General features: G+C 57.5%; 16 protein-coding genes and 1 pseudogene. 15 read left to right on the top strand and 2 right to left on the bottom strand.

The genetic code is table 11. From position 1 onward, the window contains the following. The first annotated feature begins 14 nt into the window (after positions 1–14). The gene (locus DWZ54_RS03250) at positions 15–305 is read left to right on the top strand and encodes a hypothetical protein (protein ID WP_118474488.1); all 291 of its coding nucleotides are present in this window, start codon (positions 15–17) and stop codon (positions 303–305) included. A 203-nt stretch (positions 306–508) separates the two neighbouring features. On the opposite strand, the gene DWZ54_RS03260 is transcribed toward DWZ54_RS03250, so the two are convergent. Further along, positions 509–1,741, bottom strand: a complete 1,233-nt coding sequence (locus tag DWZ54_RS03260) for an LL-diaminopimelate aminotransferase (protein WP_118474490.1) — start codon at positions 1,739–1,741, stop codon at positions 509–511. A gap of 438 nt (positions 1,742–2,179) precedes the next feature. On the opposite strand from DWZ54_RS03260, the gene DWZ54_RS03265 reads away from it, so the two are divergent. Next, positions 2,180–3,520 (top strand): anaerobic C4-dicarboxylate transporter, encoded by a 1,341-nt coding sequence (locus DWZ54_RS03265; protein WP_118014453.1) that lies wholly within the window; start codon positions 2,180–2,182, stop codon positions 3,518–3,520. Between the two features lie 85 nt (positions 3,521–3,605). Further along, positions 3,606–4,670: a tartrate dehydrogenase gene (locus tag DWZ54_RS03270; protein ID WP_118474491.1), complete on the top strand. Its 1,065-nt coding sequence runs from the start codon at positions 3,606–3,608 to the stop codon at positions 4,668–4,670. A 118-nt stretch (positions 4,671–4,788) separates the two neighbouring features. Here the strand turns inward: DWZ54_RS03270 and DWZ54_RS03275 are convergent, their stop codons facing one another. After that, entirely contained in the window at positions 4,789–5,682 is an 894-nt protein-coding gene (locus tag DWZ54_RS03275) for a LysR family transcriptional regulator (protein ID WP_118014449.1), read from the bottom strand. Between the two features lie 202 nt (positions 5,683–5,884). Between DWZ54_RS03275 and acpS the strand changes: the two genes are divergently transcribed. The 12 genes and pseudogenes from acpS to DWZ54_RS11980 form a co-directional block, all read left to right on the top strand. Beyond that, positions 5,885–6,256, top strand: coding sequence for a holo-ACP synthase (gene acpS, locus DWZ54_RS03280; RefSeq protein WP_118474492.1), 372 nt, complete (start codon positions 5,885–5,887; stop codon positions 6,254–6,256). Between the two features lie 2 nt (positions 6,257–6,258). Continuing rightward, complete coding sequence (locus DWZ54_RS03285) at positions 6,259–7,824, top strand: NAD(P)H-hydrate dehydratase (RefSeq protein WP_118474493.1); 1,566 nt, start codon at positions 6,259–6,261, stop codon at positions 7,822–7,824. A 70-nt stretch (positions 7,825–7,894) separates the two neighbouring features. Continuing rightward, complete coding sequence (locus DWZ54_RS03290) at positions 7,895–8,977, top strand: branched-chain amino acid aminotransferase (RefSeq protein WP_255418095.1); 1,083 nt, start codon at positions 7,895–7,897, stop codon at positions 8,975–8,977. Positions 8,978–9,149: 172 nt separating this feature from the next. Next, positions 9,150–9,989 carry a diadenylate cyclase CdaA gene (cdaA, locus tag DWZ54_RS03295; protein WP_118474494.1) on the top strand — a complete coding sequence of 280 codons (840 nt, stop codon included), beginning with the start codon at positions 9,150–9,152 and terminating at the stop codon, positions 9,987–9,989. Beyond that, positions 9,986–10,927 carry a YbbR-like domain-containing protein gene (locus DWZ54_RS03300; RefSeq protein ID WP_118474495.1) on the top strand — a complete coding sequence of 314 codons (942 nt, stop codon included), beginning with the start codon at positions 9,986–9,988 and terminating at the stop codon, positions 10,925–10,927. The genes cdaA and DWZ54_RS03300 overlap by 4 nt, the downstream gene beginning before the upstream one ends. Before the next feature lie 60 nt (positions 10,928–10,987). Then, positions 10,988–12,604 carry an NAD(P)/FAD-dependent oxidoreductase gene (locus DWZ54_RS03305; protein WP_118474496.1) on the top strand — a complete coding sequence of 539 codons (1,617 nt, stop codon included), beginning with the start codon at positions 10,988–10,990 and terminating at the stop codon, positions 12,602–12,604. A gap of 47 nt (positions 12,605–12,651) precedes the next feature. Beyond that, positions 12,652–14,001, top strand: a complete 1,350-nt coding sequence (gene glmM / locus DWZ54_RS03310) for a phosphoglucosamine mutase (RefSeq protein ID WP_118474497.1) — start codon at positions 12,652–12,654, stop codon at positions 13,999–14,001. Continuing rightward, a complete protein-coding gene (locus DWZ54_RS03315) occupies positions 14,001–14,801 on the top strand; it encodes a sirohydrochlorin cobaltochelatase (RefSeq protein WP_118474498.1) in 801 nt (266 codons plus the stop codon). Before glmM ends, DWZ54_RS03315 begins: the two co-directional genes overlap by 1 nt. 213 nt (positions 14,802–15,014) lie before the next feature. Then, positions 15,015–15,365, top strand: a complete 351-nt coding sequence (locus DWZ54_RS03320) for an OadG family protein (protein WP_118474499.1) — start codon at positions 15,015–15,017, stop codon at positions 15,363–15,365. 19 nt (positions 15,366–15,384) lie between these two features. Then, positions 15,385–16,515 (top strand): sodium ion-translocating decarboxylase subunit beta, encoded by a 1,131-nt coding sequence (locus tag DWZ54_RS03325; protein ID WP_118474500.1) that lies wholly within the window; start codon positions 15,385–15,387, stop codon positions 16,513–16,515. A gap of 1,066 nt (positions 16,516–17,581) precedes the next feature. Continuing rightward, a pseudogene (locus tag DWZ54_RS12125) lies at positions 17,582–17,668 on the top strand (ESPR domain-containing protein); the annotation flags it as partial. A 2,190-nt stretch (positions 17,669–19,858) separates the two neighbouring features. Further along, positions 19,859–21,653, top strand: a 1,795-nt coding sequence (locus DWZ54_RS11980; RefSeq protein ID WP_233541602.1) for an autotransporter outer membrane beta-barrel domain-containing protein, incomplete at its 3' end; no start/stop codon positions are given.

A 21,653-nucleotide genomic window follows, 5' to 3' on the forward strand; every position in this document is an offset into this window, starting at 1 on the left:
CGTCAGCGGCACGATTGGCTGGCGTGTTCTATCGCCCTGATTCCAAGTCGATGATCAACTTCTCGGGTTCCATCGGTGCTAATGACAACATGGTCGGCTTCGGATACTCTCAGCGGTTCGGTGAGGTATCTGGATTCGATGGAATGACGGATGAGGAGCTGAAGAATGCACTTTCCGAGATGTCTGGCAATATGAAAACTGTCAAGCAGGAGAACATTGCTCTAAAAGAGCAACTTGCTGAGATGAATTCCCGGATGGAAGCTCTGACCGCAAGGCTGGATTCCCTTAGTCCCGCCACCAAATAAATCATATCCCATACCAAAGGGCAGTCTCCCGAAACGGAGGCTGCCCTTTGTGCCCGTGCCTGATGGACAAAACATGGTCATTTTTCAATAAAAAAGCCACCCTACTTTTCGAAAAAATCGTCGTAGGGTGGTTTTCGATGCCAAAAAGCCTTAACTTAATGACATTGCCCATTCGGGACAGCATTTTTTTGCCTTATGGCTGCTTAGAATTTGAGCTTGGCGAAGCGGGCTACGGCGCGCTTCGTGTTCTCGTGGCTGCCGAAGGCCGTGAGACGGAAATAGCCTTCGCCGCAGGGGCCGAAGCCGGCGCCCGGCGTGCCGACGATGTTGGCTTCCGTCAGCAGCTTGTCGAAGAAATCCCACGAGCTCATGTTGTTCGGGGTCTTGAGCCAGATGTACGGGGCGTTGACGCCGCCGTATGCCTCGAGGCCGGCGGCCTTGAGACCCTTGCGGATCACGCGGGCATTTTCCATATAATAGGAAACGAGCTCCTTGACCTGCTTCTTGCCCTCTTCCGTGTAGATGGCGGCAGCACCGCGCTGCACGATATAGGCCGTGCCGTTGAACTTCGTCGTATGGCGGCGGTTCCAGAGCTTGTTGAACGATACGAGCGAACCGTCGGCTGCGCGGCCCTTGACCGTCTTCGGGATGATCGTGTAGCCGCAGCGCGTGCCCGTGAAGCCGGCCGTCTTGGAGAAGGAACGGAACTCGATGGCAACATCCTTGGCACCCGGGATCTCGTAGATGGAACGCGGCACATCATCTTCCGTGATGTAAGCAGCATAGGCGGCATCAAAGAGGATGACCGTCTCATTTTCCTTGGCGTAGTTGACCCACTTCGTCAGCTCTTCGCGCGAGAGCGTCGTGCCCGTCGGGTTGTTCGGGCAGCAGAGGTAAAGCATATCGACGTGCTCTTTTGGCAGGGCCGGAGCGAAGTTGTTCTCCGCCGTGCAGGGCAGGTAAACGACGCCCTCGAAGTGACCGTCCTTCTGGAGCTCGCCCGTGCGGCCGGCCATGACATTCGTATCGAGGTATACCGGGTATACCGGGTCCGTGATGGCGACCTTGTTGGCGAGGCCGAAGATCTCCTGGATGTTGCCGCAGTCGCTCTTGGAGCCGTCGCTGACAAAAATCTCATCGGGTGCGATCTCGATGCCGCGGTCCGTGTAGTTGTTCTTGATGATGGCTTCCGTCAGGAAGGAGTAGCCCTGTTCCGGGCCGTAGCCGTGGAACGTCTCGGCCTTGGCCTGATCGTCGACGGCCCTGTGCATGGCCTCGATGCAGGCCTGCGGCAGCGGCTGTGTGACATCGCCGATGCCGAGGCGGATGATGTCCGCTTCCGGATGTGCTTCCTTATATGCAGCGACGCGGCGTGCAATCTCAGCGAAGAGATAGCTGCCAGGGAGTTTCAGATAGTTATCATTAATGGTTGCCATGAATGAAAATCCTCCTATCGAATTGTTAGAATCGTTATCAATATAACTTTTTAGCATATTATAACACATTGGTATGCCGTTTCAAATAGGGAAGTGAAGAAAATGAAAAAAAAAATGGGGTGATTAATGGCAGTCATATTATAATATCTGCTATTTATCATCTAAATATTTTATAATAAATAGTATTTACTTATGCTTTCATTATGTTGTATAATATACGAGGCTCTGACGAAGACGGTTCGTTCGAATTCTTTTTTCTTTGCGAGCAGGATTTCGTCAAGCGGCAGCGAATCTTATAAAGCAAATGCAATCAATCCAAAAGAAACGATTGTTTGCGTTTGACTTATGCCTGCTCGGCAGGCTGCCGTTCAGCCATGGGGTATTTTTTCATTTATCTTATTTATCATCAAGGTCATTTCTAAGGAAGGGGAGTTCATTTTGGAAATGCTACTTGGTCTTATCGTCCTGTTGGCCTGCCTGGTCTTCGGTGTGCGTCACGGCGGCATCGGCCTGGCTGTCATCAGCGGTATCGGTCTGGTCATCTTTACGTTTGTCTTTGGCTATAAGCCAGGCGTGCCGCCAATCGGCGTCATGCTTACGATCCTCGCCGTCGTCACCTGCGCCGGCTTCCTGCAGACTTCGGGCGGCCTCACGGTCATGCTGAAGTACGCGGAGAAATTCCTGCGCAACAACCCGAAGCAGATCACGATTCTCGCGCCGATCACGACCTGGTTCCTGACGGTGCTCTGCGGCACGGGCCACGTCGTCTACACGATGTTCCCGATCATCTATGATATCGCCATCAAGCAGAACATCCGTCCGGAGCGCCCGATGGCCGTCGCTTCCGTCGCTTCGCAGATGGGTATCTGCGCTTCGCCGGTTTCGGTTGCCGTCGTCTCCATCGTCGGCTTCATGGCCGCTGCCGGCTATGAGTACACGGTTCTGCAGATCCTCGCGGTTTCCATCCCGGCCACGTTCGTCGGCGTCCTCTGCGCTGCCCTCTGGTCGTACCGCCGCGGCAAAGATCTCGACAAGGATCCGCGCTTCCAGGAATTCATCAAGGATCCGGAGAACAAAGAGTACGTCTACGGCGAGTCCGAGACGCTGCAGGGCAAGGAACTGCCGAAGTCCTATTACCATGCCATGTACATCTTCTTCCTCGGCATCCTCGTCATCGCCTGCCTCGGTAATTTCCCGTCGCTCCTGCCGCATTTCCCGAACGCCAAGGGCGTCATGAAGGCCATTTCGATGACGGATGTCATCCAGATGGTCATGCTCTTCGTCGCCGCCATGATCCTGATCTTCTGCAAAATCAAGGCCAAGGATGTCGGCAACAGCCAGGTATTCCGCTCCGGTATCGTCGCACTCGTTTCCGTATACGGCGTTGCCTGGATGGCAGATACGTATTTCTCCAACCACATGACGATCCTCAAGGAGTGGCTCGGCGTCGCCGTACAGGCGTATCCGTGGGCTTATGCCATCTTCGCCTTCCTGACGTCGAAACTCGTTAACTCGCAGGCTGCGGCCATCGCCATCGTCATGCCGCTGGCCCTCAATGTCGGCATGGACCCTGTCCTCATCATGTCGTTCATCTCGGCCTGCTACGGTTACTTCTTCCTGCCGACGTATCCTTCCGATCTGGCCTGCATCGGCTTTGACCGCTCGGGTACGACGCGCATCGGCAAGTACATCCTGAACCACAGCTTCATGATCCCGGGCCTCATCGGTGTCATCACGGGCTGCTGTGCCGGCTTTGTCATGGCGCATATCGTCATGTAAGCGTTCACCAGCTTTTTGAGCGGTTTCCTTCTGGAAGCCGCTTTTTCCATATCCATCCGGATCACTTGAAAAAGGAGTGTTTTTCATGGAAAAATTCAAGATTGCCGTGATCGCCGGCGATGGCATCGGCCCTGAGGTCATCGCGGAAGGCAAGAAAGTCCTCTCCGGCATTGCCGCCATGGACGGCAGCTTCGCCGTCGAATTCACCGATTTCCCCTGGGGCTGCGAGTATTACCTGCGGACGGGCAGGATGATGGATGAGGATGGGCTCGAGAAGCTCAAGGCCTTTGATGCCATTTACCTCGGTGCCGTCGGTTATCCTGGTGTGCCTGACAACGTCTCGCTGGGGCAGCTGCTCCTGAAGATCCGCCGCGGCTTCGATGAATACGTCAACCTGCGTCCGGTAAAGCTGCTCGAGGGCGCGCCGTGTCCGCTCGCAGGCGTCAAGCGCGAGGACATCGATATGGTCGTCATCCGTGAGAACAGCGAGGGCGAGTATGCCGACGTCGGCGCGCGCCTCTATCCGGGTACGCCGCAGGAAATCGCCCTGCAGACGGGCGTTTTCTCGCGCAGAGGCTGTGAGCGCATCATGCGCTACGCGTATGAACTCGCGCGCCGCGAGCACAAGACGCTGACCTCCATCTCCAAGGGCAATGCACTCGGGTATTCGATGGTGTTCTGGGATGAGATTTTCGCCGAGCTCGGCAAGGAGTATCCGGACGTTGAGACGCACAAGCTGCTCGTCGATGCCGCGAGCATGATGTTCGTCAAGAACCCCAAGCGCTTCGAGGTCGTCGTCACGAGCAATCTGTTCGGCGACATCCTGACGGATCTCGGCGCGGCTATCGCGGGCGGCATGGGCCTGGCGGCCGGTGCGAACCTCAACCCGGAGCGCAAGTACCCGTCGATGTTCGAGCCCATCCACGGCAGTGCGCCGGATATCGCCGGCAAGGGCATCGCGAATCCGCTGGCCAGCATCTGGTCCATCAGCCAGATGCTCGATTTCTTCGGCAAGCCGGAGTGGGGCAGGCGCGTCCTCGCAGCCATCGAGACGCTGCTCGTCGAGAAGAAGACGCTGACGCCGGATCTCGGCGGCCAGGCGAAGACGCAGGACATCGGTGAGGCAATCCTCGAAATCCTGCAGCGCTGAACATGACGTGACGCATCTTCATATACGCATATATAAGAAAGAAAAATGGTCATCCTGCCTGCGGGGCGGGATGACCATTTTACGTGTCGAAAAAACGGGATGATGGAGAAAGACCCGGTCAGACAGCGGAACCGTGGTTCTGCTTGAGCAGGTCCTTGCAGAAATCGATGAAGGACTGCGCGGCCTTCGAGATGTAGCGGTCCTTCTTCCAGGCCAGGCCGACATCGACGAAGAGCGGATCGGCGAGCGGGATGGCCTTCATGCCCGGCGTATTGCCGACAACCATGTCGAGCAGGAACGTGATGCCGACGCCGCTCGCGACAAGACCCTTGAGCGTGACGATCTGATTGGATTCGAGCACGATATTCGGCGTGATGTTGGCTTCTTTCATCTTGCCGAGGATGGTCTGGCGCAGGAACGAGCCTTCCTTGAGCATGACGATCTTCGAGTCGGCGACATCCTGCAGCGAGATGCTCTTCTTGCTTGCGAGCGGGCTTTCCTCCGGCACGCAGCAGAGGATCTGGTTCTTCGACATCGGCAGGAGCTGCAGATGGTGGGAGGCACCCGAGATGATGATAATGCCGAAGTCGAGTTCATCGCGCTCGAGCTGCTCGCGGATGGACATCGAGGCTTCTTCATGCATGAAGATGTCGAGGTGCGAGTAGCGGCGCTGGAAGCTCGAGAAGATGCGGGGGAAGAGGTAGGCGCCCATCATCGGTGGCACGCCGATCTTGATTGTGCCCTTCTGGAGCTGCTTGTAGTCGTTGACTTCGAGTACGGCATCCTGGATATTGCGCAGGGCGAGCTCGACGCGGTTGAGGAAGACGGCGCCCTCCGGTGTCAGCGAGAGCTGCTTCTGGCTGCGGTCAAACAGCTGGATCCCAAGCTCAGCTTCTAGTTTCTTGATGGCGACGGTGATGTTCGGCTGAGAAACACGCAGGCGTTCAGCCGCACGGGTAATATTGCGCAGACGGCTGGCCATCTGGAAATATTCGAGTTGTCTTAGTTCCATGTGATCGCTTCTTTCTTTATGAATTGAATAAACTGCATAAACTTCTTTTATTTACTGCCATTATACCATACTTTTGATGAATGTATGATAGTATAACCAAAAATTATTGTAAAAAAGATAAATTTTTTTTCGGGAAGGAAAACCTTTTTGAAACAGGGAAATAATACATATAACACTGTATAGAGAGGAAGGAGATGGTTGCTTGATTCGAGGAATCGGGACCGATATCATAGAGATTGAACGGATTCGTCAGGCCGTCGCGAAGGAGCGGTTTGTCGCGCGCGTCTACACACAGGGGGAGCAGGAGTACTGCCAAGGACGCGGCGTGCAGGCAGCCGCGAGCTTTGCTGCACGCTTCTCGGGCAAGGAGGCCGTGCTCAAGGCCTTTGGCACGGGGCTGCGCGGCGGCACGCTGCTCGATGTGGAGATCGTACCGGATGCACTCGGTGCGCCGCGCGTGAAGCTGCATGGCTACTTTGCCGAGCTCGCGCGGCAGCGCGGCATCAAGGAAGTGTGGCTGTCACTGAGCCATACGGAGTCGTATGCGGTGGCACAATGCGTGATGGAGGGATGAGCATGAAATTGTCACTCGTACAGGAAATGCGGGAGATCGACCGGCGTGCCGGCGAGGAGTACGGCTTGCCCGAGCTCCTCTTGATGGAGACGGCCGGCGGCAAGGTGGCCGAGGCGGCCATCGCGATGCTCGGCACGGTGAAGGGGCGGCAGATCTCCATCGCAGCGGGCAGCGGCAACAACGGCGGCGATGCATTCGCGGCGGCGCGGTATCTCGCGAACCGCGGTGCGGCGGTCAAGGTGTTCCTGGCCGGCAATCCCGAGCACATCAAGCATTCGCCGGCCGTGATGCGCGATGTCCTCACGCAGATGGGCATCGCGGTGCACACGCTGACGGAGAAGCGCGACATGGACCGGCTGCGCCTCTCGCTGCATTTCACGGATCTCATCATCGACGGTCTGCTCGGCACGGGCTTTGCCGGGGCGCCGCGCGAGAAGATGCGCGAGGTCATCTCGATGCTCAATGCATCGGGCAAGCCGATTCTTGCCATCGACATCGCGAGTGGCGTCGAGGCCGACACGGGCAAGGTGGCATCCGTGGCCATCGAGGCAGCACGCACGGTGACGCTCGGCCTGCCGAAACCCGGCCACTATCTGAGTCCCGGCGCCGACCATACAGGCAAGCTTTCGGTGTCGGACATCGGCATCCCGTATCCCCTGCTCACGGATGATGCCATGCGGCAGGAGCTGCTCGATGAAAGGCTTGCCACTTCGCTGCTGCCGGCGCGCATCCGTGCGGCGCACAAGGGCACGTGCGGCCGTATCCTCGTCGTGGCCGGTTCGCGCGGCATGACAGGGGCTGCCGCGATGGCCTCGCAGGCTGCTCTGCGCGCGGGCTGCGGCATCGTGACGCTGGCCGTGCCGGCGAGCCTGCAGCCCCTTCTGGCCGTGAAGCTCACGGAGGTCATGACAAAGCCGCTGTTGGAGACGGGTGGAGCACTTGGCGGCGAAGGGGCGCTTGACGAGCTGCTGGCACTTGCCGGGGATTACGACGGCGTGCTTATGGGGCCGGGGCTCGGGCGCGCGCCGCAGACGATGGAGCTCGTGCGCGCCTTTGCCATGGCGTATGACAAGCCGCTCGTCCTCGACGCTGACGCACTCTACGCCTTCCGCGATCACGGCGCGGAGCTCGCGAAATGCCCGCAGCCGCCCGTCATCACGCCGCACCTCGGCGAACTCGCCGGCCTCACGGGCCTCACGGTGCCGGACCTGCGGGAAGATCTCCTGGGGTTTGTGCGCGAGGCAGCGCAGGAATACCGGGCCATTCTCGTAGCCAAGAGCGAGTGCACGCTCGTCGCGTACCCCGATGGGCGCGTCTACTTCACGACAGTCGGCAACCCCGGCATGGCGACGGCCGGTGCCGGAGATGTCCTGGCCGGCACAATCGCGGGCCTCCTCGAGCAGACGGGCAGCGATCAGGCCCCGCTCGTGGGGACCTTCCTGCACGGCCGGGCCGGCGATCTCGCCTACGCAAGGCTGTGCGAAGGCCTCGTGGCGACGGATATCCTGCAGGCTCTCCCCGAGGCGCGCAGGCAGCTTGAGAATCTGCCAGCAGATGGACGCATGTAACAGGTGATAAGGACAAAGATTTCTGCTGGGTGAATATTGTATACTTTTATTTTGCCGGCCTATTGACAAACTGTACAGGCCGGGTCTATTATATAGATACTTTCACGGAAGAAAAGAGGAGTTTTCAATGGCAAAAGTTGATGTGGATTGGGATAAGCTCACGTTCTCGTATCAGCCGATTTCCCAGCGTTACGTTGCGAACTATAAGGATGGCAAATGGGGTGAGGGTCATCTGACGGATGATCCGACGGTACAGCTCAACGAGTGCGCCGGTATCCTGCAGTACTGCCAGGAAGTATTCGAGGGTCTCAAGGCCTACAAGACGAAGGACGGCCGCGTGGTCACGTTCCGTCCGGATATGAACGCAAAGCGCATGATCGATTCGGCCAAGCGCCTCGAGATGCCGCCGGTTTCCGAGGAGATGTTCCTCGAGGCCGTCGACCAGGTCGTCGCAGCCAACAAGGACTGGATCCCGCCGTATGAGTCGGGCGGCGCACTCTACCTGCGTCCGTACCTCTTCGCCACGGGCCCGGTCATCGGCGTTAAGCCGGCTGACGAGTACCAGTTCCGCCTCTTCGGCACGCCGGTTGGTTCTTACTTCAAGAACGGCGTCAAGCCAATCACGATCTGCGTCAGCGATTACGACCGCGCTGCCCCGCACGGCACGGGCAACATCAAAGCCGGCCTGAACTACGCGATGAGCCTGTATCCGTACATCCTCGCCCATCAGAGAGGCTTTGATGAAAACATGTACCTCGATGCGGCAACGCGCACCTATGTTGAGGAAACGGGCGGTGCAAACTTCCTGTTCGTCACGAAGGACGGCAAGCTCGTCACGCCGAAATCCGACAGCATCCTGCCGTCCATCACGCGCCGTTCGCTCGTCACGATTGCGGAGCACCTCGGCTACACGGTCGAGCATCGTCCGGTCAAGTTCACGGAGCTCAAGGACTTCGCCGAAGCCGGCCTCTGCGGCACGGCTGCCGTCATCTGCCCGGTCGGCAAGGTCGTTGGCAATGGCGAGACGATCGAATTCCCGAGCGGCATGCAGGAAATGGGTCCTGTGCTCACGAAACTCTACAACACGCTGCGCGGCATTCAGCTCGGCACGGTCGAGGCACCGGAAAAGGGCTGGATTCGCGAAATCAAATAATCATCCTGCTCTGCACAGCAGTCAGAGGTCCGCTTCTTTTGAGGCGGGCCTTTTTGTGACTAAAAAATTTCAGCGGTAACAAGGAAATTGCTGTCCGAGGCGAGAATAGCATTATAATAGAGATATTTTCGGATTCATTTTTCATTCATTTATTTTTGTAGGAGCTATGCTTATGCCGTTTGAACTACCTTTTCCCTTGCAATTTCATGGCATCATCTCAACCATCGGGCCGATGGACATCCTCGATATCATCATCGTGGCCGTCATTCTCTACAAGGTGTACGTCATGCTCCAGGACACGCGGGCCATTACGCTTGTCAAGGGCATCCTCGTGCTGCTGGGCGTGACGATCGTCTGCAGCTGGCTCGAGCTCCACGTCATTTCCTGGCTGCTCCAGAAGGCCGTGACATTGCTCTTCGTCGCCCTGCCCATCGTGTTCCAGCCGGAGCTCCGGCGCGCGCTCGAGCACCTCGGCCAGGGCAAGTTCCTGGGGCCGTCGGTTTTCCTCGACGATGAGGAGGCGCGCTCCGTCGTGCACGAGCTCGCAAAGGCCGTCAAGGTCATGTCGGTCAACAAGACCGGCGCGCTCATCGTCATCGAGCGCAACATGGGCCTCAACGATATCAGTGCGACGGGCATCCAGATCGACGGCCTCATCACGGCGGATTTCCTGCTCAACGTTTTCATCCCGAACACGCCGCTGCACGATGGTGCGGCCGTCGTGCGCGGCAAGCGTCTCATTGCGGCGGGCTGTCTGCTGCCGCTGACGGAGAACCGCTCGCTTTCCACGGAGCTCGGCACGCGTCACCGCGCGGCCATCGGCCTTTCGGAGCAGTGCGATGCGCTCGTCGTCGTGGTCAGTGAGGAGACGGGCACGATTTCCGTCGCCGAGAACGGCCGCATGGTGCGCCATCTCGATATCGAGAAGCTCAAGAACATCCTGCGCCCGGCCTTCACCTCGCCGCAGAAGGGCATCAAGGACATGGTACGCAACTGGAGGAAAAAGAAATGATAGCAAGACTTCGCAGACTCGTGCAGCACAATCTGCCGGCTAAGATCTTGGCTCTCGTTGTCGCCTTGATCCTCTGGGGCTACGTCATGAACGACCAGAATCCCGCCATCGAGAGCACGTATACCGTGCAGCTCGATGTCATCAATGCGCCGGAGGGCTATAAGATCACGAAGGACACTTCGTCGGTGAAGCTCAAGGTCCGCGGCCCGCGCTCGCTCTTTGTCTCGGCGTCCGACAGCGATTTCAAGGCGTATGTCGATCTCTCGAACCTAGACTCCGGCAAGCACGAGGTCAAGGTGCAGACGGTACTGCCGCAGGGCTTCGAGCTCGTCGAGGCGAAGCCGGATACCGTTACGTTTACGCTCGACCGCATCATCCAAAAGACGATCCATGCGGAATTCATCGTCACGGGGTCGACGGCACCGGGCACGACAGTCGCGCGCGTCTCGCCGTCGGTTGAGACGGTGACGATCGAAGGCGCGGAATCGGATATCCGCGATGTGACGCGCGTGATCGGCTACGTGGGCCTCGCCGGCAACAACGAGGATTTCAGCCTCAAGGTGCCGCTTACAGCCATCAACAGCGACGGCCGCGAGGTGGCCGGCGTGACCATCTATCCGTCGTCGGCGGAAGTCAGCGTGCAGTTGGCCCGCGGCCTGACGAAGAAGATCGTCACGATCCAGCCGGATCTCGGCAGCGATCTTGAGCAGGGCTATGAACTCGGCACGGTCAGGGTCGATCCTACGAAGATCGAGATTGCCGGCCGCGACGATATGCTCGCGAAGATCTCGAGCATCGAGACGGAGAAGATTTCGCTGGCAGGCCTGACGAAGAATGCCGACAAGACGGTGCAGCTCGTGCTGCCCGATGGCGTGACGGTTACGAACCACGCCGTCACGGTCCATATCGAGATCCGGGCGAAGAAGAAGGCCACGTGACCTTCCGGCCCCTGTGATTGGATTGTTACAAGTTCATGCATAATTGGAGTGAAGTTGCAAGTGATTAGGATACGCAATCTGGCCGTCCCCTTCGACGAGGAGACGAGCCTGCAAAACCTTGCAGCCAAACGCATCATGTTACCACCCCCGCAGCTTGCCGGGGTGGTAATTGTGCGTAAGGCTGTCGACGCCAGGAGATACCATGGCGCACCCATTCAGTTTGTTTACGTGCTCGATGTCACGCTCGCAGGCGGTGAGAAGCAGGAGCGCAAGGTCCTGCAGAGGCTGCGCCGCGACCGCAATGTGGAGGCGGTGCAGCCGTCTCGTCCCGCAACGGTACCGGCGGGGAAGCCCGGAGCATCCCGCCCTGTCGTCGTGGGCTTCGGCCCGGCCGGCATGTTCGCGGCCCTGACGCTCGCGCGTGCAGGACTCTCGCCGCTCGTGCTCGAGCGCGGCCATGACGTCGACACGCGCCATGCGGATATCGCGAAGTTCTGGCAGGGCGGTGCGCTCAATCCGCAGTCGAATGTCCAGTTCGGCGAGGGCGGTGCCGGCACGTTCTCGGACGGCAAGCTCACGACGCGCATCAACGACCCGCATATGAAGGATGTCATCGAGGCGTTCGTCGCGGCCGGTGCACCCGAGGAGATCCGTTACCTGCACAAGCCGCACATCGGCACGGACATCCTGCGCACAGTCGTCAAGAATCTGCGACAGGAAGTCATCCGGCTCGGCGGCGAGGTGCGCTTCGGCGCGCGCGTCACGGATCTCGAGCTCGGCGCAGAGGGTGTGGAGGCCGTCATCGTCAACGATGACGAACGCATCCCGACAGACATCGTCTTCCTCGGTATCGGCCATTCGGCCCGCGACACGTACCGCATGCTTCTCTCGCGCGGCGTCGCCATGGAGGCAAAGCCCTTTGCGATGGGCGTGCGCATCGAGCATCCGCAGGAATTCATCGACCGCGCGCAGTACGGAGAAGACGCGGGTAATCCGCGCCTGCCCGTCGCCGATTACGCGCTGACGTACAAGGACCCCGTGACGGGGCGCGGCGCCTATTCTTTCTGCATGTGCCCCGGCGGCCTCGTCGTGGCGGCGGCTTCGGAGGAACAGCGCGTCGTCACGAACGGCATGAGCAATTACCGCCGCAATTCGGGCATTGCGAACGGCGCGCTGCTCGTGCAGGTCACGCCGGAGGATTTCGGCGCGGGCGTGCTCGCGGGCATGAAGCTCCAGCAGGAGCTTGAGGGGCTGGCCTTCGATCTCGGCGGCCGCGACTACTATGCGCCCGTGCAGACCGTGGGGGATTTCCTCAAGGGCACGAGCGGCTCGCGCGAGTTTTTGACGCGGCCAACGTACGCGCCGGGCACGCGTCCGGCGGATCTTCACCGCTGCCTGCCGGACTTCATCACGAAGACGCTCGCAGGCGCTCTGCCCTGGTTTGACCGCAAGATTCCGGGCTTTGCCGATGCCGGGGCCGTCATGACGGGCGTCGAGACGCGCTCGTCGGCGCCCTGCCGCATCCGCCGCGACCGCCAGAGCTTCGTCGCAGCGTGCACGCCCGGCCTCTATCCGATGGGCGAGGGCGCCGGTTATGCCGGCGGCATCATGAGTGCCGCCGTCGATGGCATGAAAGCCGCACTTGCATTTTTGACGAAAAATGTGCATACTGATTAAGAACACTATTCCAGAAAAATAACAAGGAAATAAGGAGAGGGAATAACATGGCAAGATTATTCGGTACGGACGGTGTCCGCGGAGAGGCAAACAAGACGCTGCTGCCGGAGATGGCATACCGTCTCGGCCGCGCGGCGACGCTCTACTTCGGCAAAGAGTCGGAGGAGCAGCCGCTCATCATCATCGGCCGCGATACGCGCATCTCGGGCGAGATGTTTGAATCCGCGCTGACGGCAGGCATCTGCTCGGCAGGCGGCCGCGCAATGCTCGCGGGCATCATCCCGACGCCGGCCATCGCTTACCTCGCGCGCAAGCACAAGGCCAAAGCCGGCATCGTCATCTCGGCTTCGCACAACCCGTTCCACGACAACGGCATCAAGTTCTTCGGCGGCGACGGCTACAAGCTGCCGGATTCCGTTGAGGACGAGCTCGAGTCCATCGTGCACCAGCTAGAGACGGACGATAATCTGCCGCGCCCGACGGGCCGCCACATCGGCCACATCGAGTACCGCACGGACCTCCTGAACCAGTACATGGAGTTCGTGCTCTCCACGTGCAAGGAACGCTTTGACGGCGTCAAGGTCGTACTCGACTGCGCCAACGGCGCCGCTTACGAGGCCATGCCGAAGATCCTGCGCCGCCTCGGTGCCGACGTCAAGGTCATCCACGCGCTGCCGAACGGCACGAACATCAACGACGGCTGCGGCTCGACGCACCTCGAGTCCCTGCAGAAGGCCGTGCTCGAGAACGGCGCAGACTTCGGCATCGCGCACGACGGTGATGCGGACCGCTGCCTCTGCGTCGACGAGAAGGGCCAGGTCATCGACGGCGACCATATCCTCGTCATGTGCGCCATGGACATGATGAAAGAGGGCAAGCTGCCGTACAACACGGTCGTCACGACGGTTATGGCCAACATCGGCTTCCATCAGGCCATCAAGAAGGCTGGCGGCCGTGCCGAGATTACGAAGGTCGGCGACCGCTACGTCCTCGAGAACATGCTGAAGAACGGCTACAAAATCGGCGGCGAGCAGTCCGGTCACATCATCTTTACGGATTTCAGCACGACGGGCGACGGCCTCATCACGGCCCTGCAGGTGCTTTCTTCGCTCAAGCGCAGCGGCCGCAAAGCATCGGACCTCACAGCGCTCATGACGACGTATCCGCAGCTCCTCGTTAACGTCAAGGTCGCGACGAAAGAGGGCTGGGAAGACAATGCGGCTATCCAGGAAGCCATTGCCGCCGGTGACAGGGAACTTGGCGAGAATGGCCGCATTCTCGTGCGTCCCTCGGGTACGGAACCTTTGATCCGCGTCATGGCAGAGGGCCCGGACCAGGATCAGCTCGACCGCATCTGCCATGCCATTGCTGATGTCGTCAAGAAGGAGCAGGGCTGATGAAACGCGCGCTGCTGCTCGTGAGCTTCGGCGTGCTCGCGGAAGCCTCGCGTGCGCGCTCGCTCGATGCGCTCGCGGAGGATTTCCGGCAGGCATTCCCGGCATGGACGGTACGGCAGGCCTATACCTCGCGCTTCCTCAAGGCAAAGCTTTCAGAGCGCGGCGTATCGGTCGATTCCCTGCCCGAGGCGCTCGCACGCCTTGAAGGCGAAGGTTATGATACGGTCTTCGTGCAGCCGACGTACCTGACGCCGGGGGAAGAGTACGAGCAAAAGGTCTGCACGGTTGTCGCGCAATACGCTTCGCATTTTGCGGCACTGCTGCTCGGCGCGCCGGCCTTTGCACGTCCGGCATGCGACATCCGCGGCCTGCGGGCCGTAGAGGCCGCGCACGCCGTTGCACCCGGCACGCAGCTCGTGCTGCTGGGCCACGGCTCGCCGCATCAGCATAATCCCGTCTACGAGCGTCTGCAGGCTGTCGTCGACGAGGCAGGGCTGCCCATCCATATCGGCGTGCTTGAGCCGTCTGACTGGCCGACGTTTGATGACGTGCTGCAGCGGCTCCGGCGCGTGCCGGCCGCGGAGGCCGGGCGCATCCTGCTCGCCCCGCTGCTGCTCGCGGGCGGCCGCCACGTCACGCGCGACATGGCCGGTGAGGACAAGGACTCCTGGCAGTCGCGGCTGCAGGCCGCCGGTTTCCCGGTCGAATCTGTCCTGCACGGCCTCGGAGAGTATCCGGCGTTCCGCCAGGTCTACATCGCGCAGGCACGCGACGATCTTCGCGCTGCAGGTTTGCTTTAAGGCATACAAAAAATCGCACAGGAATGAATGATTCCCCCACAAGAATTGTCTGTTCCTGTGCTTTTTTTATAGTTTATTCTTGTTCAAACGCGATTTATGCCTTGAATGTATGATTGCGATGCAAAGAAAATACTTTAATTTTCAGTAAAAATAATTTATAATGAACAAGTAAACTATTTTTAGCCCTTATAATCTTATAAATGAGGTGATTGTATGTCACAACCGGTAACTTCGAATCCGCTCATCATCATGCTGATCAATATGACGGTCGTTTTCTTCATATTGATTGCCTTGGGATTCGTCATCAAGTTGATCCATAAGATCGACCCCACCGTGCGTCATGAAAAGAAGGAGCCCGCACCGGCACAGCCTGCCGCTGCGGCACCCGCTCCCGAGCCGGAGCCTGTCGCTCCCGGCATACCGCCGGAGGTCGTCGCCGTCATCGCGGCAGCTGTCGCGAGCTACGGCTACGGAGTCGAGGCGATTCGTGCAATCCGTCCGATTGAACGCAATGGCTGGAAACAGTCGGGCCGCGACATGGTCGCCGGCCGCACATTGATGTGAAGGAAGGGGAGGGATTTTCATGGAACTCATCAATGCATTTTCAGTGTCCCTGCAGGCCGTCTGGAATGACAGCGGCTTCTCGGCTTTCACGATGGGCAATGGCATCATGATTCTCGTGGGCCTCGTGCTCCTGTATCTCGCCATTGTCAAGGAATTTGAGCCGCTGCTCCTCGGCCCGATTGCGTTTGGCTGCGTGCTCGCGAACTTCCCGCGCACGGGCTTCCTCGAGGACCCGGGCCTGATGCTCGCCATCCATTACGGCATCGCAAACGAGATTTTCCCGCCGCTGATCTTCCTGGGCATTGGCGCCATGACGGACTTCGGCCCGCTGATTGCGCGCCCGTCGACGCTACTCATGGGTGCTGCGGCACAGATCGGCGTATTCGTCGCCCTCGTCGGTGCCATGCTTCTCGGCTTTAACGTACAGGAAGCCGGCGCCATCGGTATCATCGGCGGTGCAGACGGCCCGACGGCCATCTACCTGACCATCCAGATGGCTCCGCATCTCCTGGGTGCCATCGCCGTTGCCGCTTACTCCTACATGTCCCTCGTGCCGCTGATTCAGCCGCCTGTCATGAAGCTCCTCACGACGCAGAAGGAACGCGAGGTTGTCATGGAGCAGCTGCGTCCTGTCACGAAGTTTGAGCGTCTCTGCTTCCCGATTGTCTCCGCCATCCTCATCAGCCTGCTGCTGCCGCCTATCGCGTCGCTGCTCGGCATGCTGATGCTCGGCAATATTTTCCGTGAGTCCGGCGTCATGGATCGTTTGTCTGATACGGCGCAGAATTCCCTGTGCAACATCGTCACGATCTTCCTGGCCACTGGTACGGGCATGACGATGAGCGCCGATACGTTCCTCGTCCCGCAGACGCTGCTCATCATCGTCCTCGGCCTCGTCGCCTTCATCTTCGGCACGGCCGGCGGCGTCATCTTCGGCAAGATCATGTGCCGCGCTTCGGGCTGGAAGATCAACCCGCTCATCGGTTCGGCCGGTGTCTCCGCCGTCCCGATGGCTGCCCGCGTCAGCCAGGTCGTCGGCATGAAAGCAAAGCCCGGCAACTATCTCCTGATGCACGCCATGGGTCCGAACGTTGCCGGCGTTATCGGCACCGCTGTAGCAGCTGGTACCATGCTCGCGATGCTCAAATAACCAGCATCAAAATCCATATTGCATTGCAAGAACCCGCCCGCGCGGGTTCTTTTTTTGCCTTCTCCGCGCACGGGAAAGGCAATGGGGACGCCAGCTGCACAAGCCCCCAGCCTTCTCCGCGCACAGAGAAGGTGGCCCGAAGGGCCGGAAGAGGTCTTTGGTCGGACGGGCAAAGACAATACGTGACTGCAAGTTCTCACAAGCGTCGTAGCCCGCGCACGGGGAAGGGGGACCGCGTAAGCGGTGGAAGGGGTCCATGGGCGAGGTTCCGCGCATATTTCGGTTTACAGTAAATGGCAAGTTGCTGCGAGCAGGCACCCCTTCAGTCAGCTTCGCTGACAGTTTCCCCCCAGGGGACGCCATCTGCACAAGCCCCCAGCCGTCCCCGCGTGCGGGGGCGCGAAGCGCGGGATGCCGGTGGCATCCCCGGGTGTGGCCCGGAGGGCCGAAAGGGGTCCATGGGCGAGGTTTCGTGCATATTTCGATTCACATGGAAATGGCAAGTTGTTGCGAGCAGGCACCCCTTCAGTCAGCTTCGCTGACAGCTTCCCCAAAGGGGACGCCATCAGCACGAGCCCCTAGGCCGTCTCCCCGCAGGGAGAAGGGGGACCGCGAAGCGGTGGAAGAGGTCCATGGACGGGCGGGGAAGAACAATCCTCGACAGCAAGTCCTCACAAGCGTCGTAGCCCCGCGCACGGGCGCGAAGCGCGGAATGCCGGAGCATCCAGGAGAAAGGAGCCCTCGTAACCGTTGTCATTACAGGCTGGATGGCATATCGATGCGCATTTCTTAGAAAATTTAAGCCTTTGGAATTAAATTTGCTTTAAACACACATTAAGGGCTGTGGATAAGAGCGTATCGATTTTTAGTACTATTTTTTTTTGATAAGTGTTATAATTTCTGGACGAAAAGAGAATGAAGTTAGTGACATGTTTTTGGTATTGGAATGTAAGAAGTATCTGGAAAGGAGCAGAAACAAATCAAGGTTGGCGATAATTGCATAGTACCATCGCATTGCTAATGGAACCCTTTTTGCACTATTAAATTTGTGTAAGGAGCGTGCAAAATGAACAAGGTGTTCCAGGTTATATACAGTGAAGCCAGGAATGGGTATGTCGTCGTATCGGAGCTTGCCAAGACGCATGGCAAGGGCGTACATAGCCGCAGGAGGAAGACGGCCGTTTTGACGGCAGCCGTACTTTCCGCTCTGGCTTCTTTTTCGTGGGCAGGCATGCCCGAGGCCCAGGCGGCTGCATCGGCTGAGCCGGTGACGATAGACAAACCGGGGCAGGTGGTGACGGATGATTTCGATGTAGAAAACTGCACAAAACCGGCAGTGGTGGATATTGCCGCTTCTGCCGCCAAAACTGCCGGTGATGTGACAATGGTGGATTCCAAAACCATCCATGGCACCTTTTCCAATCAGGGCGAAGCCAACGGCCTCTGGGTGCAGGACAACTATCCGGGCATGGTAAAGCTAGCCAATGGGCTAAATGTAAAAGTGGATGCTGCCGGGAAGTATTACAATACTTCTGGCATCTACCTGGAAGGGGTGGATACCCATCATGGCACTCCGGATGAATCGGATGCGGCCAATGATGCATACACCAATACATATAACGGCCATATTTCGCCTACCTCGGTGCATGTGGGAGATCAAACCACTATTACAGTACATGCCAATGCGCCGGAAGGAAAGTCGGGTGCTTTTCTCGATGCGGCTGCCCTGGAAAATCATTTTGGTCATATGACCGTGGGGGATAATGTGACCCTCTCCCTGAATACAGGAAACTTTAAACAAAATCAGGCATCAGGTTTTTATTCGCTTTTTTATGGAGATACGAGTATTGGGAATCATTTTACCAGCACCGTAGAAGCGGTGGCGAATCATGAGACGGGAGAAACCCAAATCAGGGCCTTGGAAAGTCTTCACGATCATCCTTCGGATCACCAGATAGCGGCGCTTACGCAGAATCACCTTACATTGGGCGATGATGCCCAACTGAAATCAACACTTCACATGCAGTCCCCTACTCAGGAAAATCCAACGCAGCGCATAAACACAGATGGCGTACTCCTTTCCAGGACAGATTTTTCCATAGGAGATCGGCTGACGGTTGAAACCATAAAGAAGGGGGTAGATAGCAATGCTGAGGAGAAAAAAGAATATGGTAACGGCCATATTCTTGGTATGTTTATACAAGATACCAAGAAAGGTACAATTGGAACAGGCTTAACGAATACGGTAACAGTTGATAAGTGTAACAATAACTTTGCCTATGGGCTGTATCTTTCTGGCTGGAACCAGAAAAAACTCACTAATCCTGGATATAATCCTACAGAAGAAGATAAAGAAAGAGACACTGCAGATATTTCCATAAAAGACGAAAGTCATAATCATATTACTGTGACAAACAGTGCTGTTCAATTTATTCATGGAATCAATGTGGACTCCAATTCCAAGCTGCATATTGGAAATCATGGGGAAACGTCGATTACGCAAACTGACGGAAAAGCATCGGAAATCTCGGGAATATATGCTGTGGAGAGTTCAATCGTTACTCTTGGTGAAAAGAATCAGGAGAACATTACCATTAATAACAGCTCAACATATGAAGCATATGGGATTTATTCCTATGGAAATTCAGAAGTGAATACGGGAGCAGGAGAAGATATCACTCTCATTCAAAATGGAGGAAGCAGCAGTCAGCTTGGTGGAACTGTTGCTTCTGATAGTATAAAGATCCATTTAGGCAAGAGCAGCAGCAATCGTATTGAGGTCAATCAGGGCGAAGTAAGAACTGTTGTGGGAATCTATTCCGTTTCTGATTCAACAGTCAATCTTGATGATGATAATTACAATGGTATTATACTTAACAATGGAACAGCAAAAACTGTATATGGAATTTTTTCAGATACAAATTCAGCAGTAAAGATCGGAAAGAACGGTGCTGTATCCATTATTCAGAACGGAGGAAAATCTTCTTCAATCTACGGAATGGTAAATTATGACAGTTCTACGATTTCTGCTGGTGATGGACTGCGGGTTTGTATAGATTATACCGGAGATGGAACTAAAAACACTACAACCGGCATGTGGAACTTTAATAACTCTCATATGAACCTTGGAAATGACAGCACTGTTTCTGTATCTGTTGTAAATACCAGCAAGGAAACAAAAGGATCCGCTGTCAGCGGCATGCGGAATATACTGGCAGATTCTTCCTTTGGCAGGAATCTTCATGTTCAGGTTAAAGCTGATAATTATGAAAGCGCAGAAGGTATCCGGAATACTGGTGTTGATCGTAATTCTGGGAAGAAGAAAAATGGAGTTCCGGCAACAATGACCATTGGTGACAATCTTTCTGTTGACGTAGAAGCTTCCAGCCTCACCGGCGATGGGGCTCCCACAGTGGAAGGCATCCGCAACGGCACGAACTATAATCCTGCATATACCTTTTCTCAGGGAAATACCATGCTTACGGTGGGGAAGAACGCCCATATCTCTGTTACGGCCCCCGATAAGGTCACCGATGTATCGGCGCTCCATTCTTTCAACCATGCCGATGCTGAGCTTGGCGACGGCGCTGTTCTTACAGTGAACAGTCATGCCAGGAACAGCAGCGGCCGTATCATCAACAATGTGGTCAAGGCGGATGACGCAGGCCATATCACCTTCGCTGGTGGTATGACCCTTGTGGGCAGCCAGAACGCCATCTACAGCACCGGCGATGGCAGCTCTGTTACCGCCATGGGCGCGGGCCGCAAGGTCATTCTTGGTGATCTGGAATCGGCGGACAATGGCTCCATCAAGCTCAACCTCAACACAGCAGATTCCCTGCTTCGCGGCAAGTCCACCATTGACGGATTCCAGCCTGATGCAGCGACGACGCATGGCTTGATGGCTGCAACGGCAGAGGTGAATGATGCAAGTGGCAATGCTTCTGGAGGCAACATGCTAGCCGATACAGAGCTGACTGTAGCCAATGGCGCCCGCTGGGATATGACGGACAATAGCCAGGTGACGACGCTGAACCACGACAATGGCGGCACGGTCAATATGGCCTACAATCCCAAGCTCCAGCGGCTCGATGTCGGCACCTACAGCGGCAAAGATGGCGTTTTCCGCATGAAGTCCGACCTGAATGAGCTCGAGACGGCGGGCAATCTGCATGCGGATAAGGTATACATTAACGATGCTTCTGCTGGCTCCAAAGGTCTTATCCAGGTCCACGACGAAAGCTTCCTGACGGGCCATGAAGTCACGGGCACGAAGTACCAGCTGCTTGTCACGGATGCGAGCGGCAAGGCGACATTCAGCGGCCTGACGCTCGATGAGGGCGGCCTCTGGGATGTGACGCCGACGATTGAGAACGGTACGTACGTACATGATGTGATGGGTGTCGAGAATGCCGATGCGACGCAGTGGTATCTGACCAAGCTCGAAAAGACCATCAACAAGGGGACGAAGCCCTTGATCGGTGCGGCCGACTACGCTTATGGCGACTACCGCATGGATATCGAGACGCTGCGCCAGCGCATGGGCGAGCTGCGGTTCCTCAAGGACAAGCAGGATGCGTCGGGGATCTGGGCGCGCATGTACGGCGGCGAGTTCGACGGTCCGGGCTATGACAGCCGCTACCACGCTTTGCAGCTCGGCTATGACTATGCGGCGAATCCCAAGAGCTTCTACGGCTTCTTCGGTGAGCGCGGGATTGCTTCGCCGCATTACAACTACGGCACGAGCAGCAATCATTCGCTGGCGGCGGGGCTCTACGGCACGTGGTTCGGCGATTCGGGCGTCTACACGGACGCCGTGGCCAAGTGGGGCCGCGATGATGTGGACCTCCACGCGACAGGTTTGTACCCGGATCAGGCCAATTACCGCACGCGTGCGGCAAGCCTGAGCCTCGAGTACGGCAAGACGATGAAACTCAATGATAAGGGCGTCTTTATAGAGCCGCAGGCCCAGCTCGTCTACGGGCATCTCGGCAGCACGCATTACACGACGGCACGCGAGAAGCAGGTCCATCTCGATGACTACGACAGCTTCATCGGCCGTGTCGGCTTCGTCTTCGGCCGCCGCACGCCGGATGCCGAGAAGCCGCTCGACTACTACCTGCGCCTCTCCGCGCTGC

Origin of the sequence: Mitsuokella sp. AF33-22 (assembly GCF_003475755.1) — a bacterium.
Taxonomy (GTDB): Bacteria; Bacillota; Negativicutes; order Selenomonadales; family Selenomonadaceae; genus Mitsuokella.

Coding starts and splice junctions, on each gene's coding strand:
- DWZ54_RS03260 (WP_118474490.1), bottom strand. CDS start 1,741: ATGGCAACCATTAATGATAACTATCTGAAACTCCCTGGCAGCTATCTC.
- DWZ54_RS03270 (WP_118474491.1), top strand. CDS start 3,606: ATGGAAAAATTCAAGATTGCCGTGATCGCCGGCGATGGCATCGGCCCT.
- DWZ54_RS03275 (WP_118014449.1), bottom strand. CDS start 5,682: ATGGAACTAAGACAACTCGAATATTTCCAGATGGCCAGCCGTCTGCGC.
- DWZ54_RS03285 (WP_118474493.1), top strand. CDS start 6,259: ATGAAATTGTCACTCGTACAGGAAATGCGGGAGATCGACCGGCGTGCC.
- cdaA (WP_118474494.1), top strand. CDS start 9,150: ATGCCGTTTGAACTACCTTTTCCCTTGCAATTTCATGGCATCATCTCA.
- DWZ54_RS03300 (WP_118474495.1), top strand. CDS start 9,986: ATGATAGCAAGACTTCGCAGACTCGTGCAGCACAATCTGCCGGCTAAG.
- glmM (WP_118474497.1), top strand. CDS start 12,652: ATGGCAAGATTATTCGGTACGGACGGTGTCCGCGGAGAGGCAAACAAG.
- DWZ54_RS03315 (WP_118474498.1), top strand. CDS start 14,001: ATGAAACGCGCGCTGCTGCTCGTGAGCTTCGGCGTGCTCGCGGAAGCC.
- DWZ54_RS03320 (WP_118474499.1), top strand. CDS start 15,015: ATGTCACAACCGGTAACTTCGAATCCGCTCATCATCATGCTGATCAAT.
- DWZ54_RS03325 (WP_118474500.1), top strand. CDS start 15,385: ATGGAACTCATCAATGCATTTTCAGTGTCCCTGCAGGCCGTCTGGAAT.